Origin of the sequence: Nocardia amamiensis (genome assembly GCF_015477605.1) — a bacterium.
GTDB lineage: Bacteria > Actinomycetota > Actinomycetes > Mycobacteriales > Mycobacteriaceae > Nocardia > Nocardia amamiensis_A.
In genome coordinates, this window is record NZ_JADLQX010000285.1 from 1 (window position 1) to 288 (window position 288).

The window sequence follows — 288 nt, forward strand, 5'->3', positions numbered from 1 at the left end:
GAGGGCCGCGACTCCTACATCCGGCTCGACCGGGTGCTGGAGGTGGAGGAGCACGGCATCCGCCGGGAGGGTGCGGTGCTGGACCGGGCCCGGTTCGACCGGGTCGCCGGCGAGCTGCGCTCGCGCTACGGCTGGCGCTGAAAACCGCTGGCGGCGGCGGCGCGGCCCGGGGTAGCGTCGCGCCCGACATGAGGCACTGACGACACCCGCCGACCGCGCCGCGGCCCTCGCCCGCGCGGTCCACCTCCGTTCCCCGGAGCCGTCGTGCCCGCACTCCCGTCCCTGGTC

General features: G+C 77.1%; 1 pseudogene. It reads left to right on the top strand.

Annotation, left to right across the window (positions count from 1 at the left end):
- Nucleotides 1-141, top strand: a pseudogene (locus tag IU459_RS37845) (type II toxin-antitoxin system PemK/MazF family toxin); the annotation flags it as partial.
- Between the last annotated feature and the right edge of the window lie 147 nt (nt 142-288).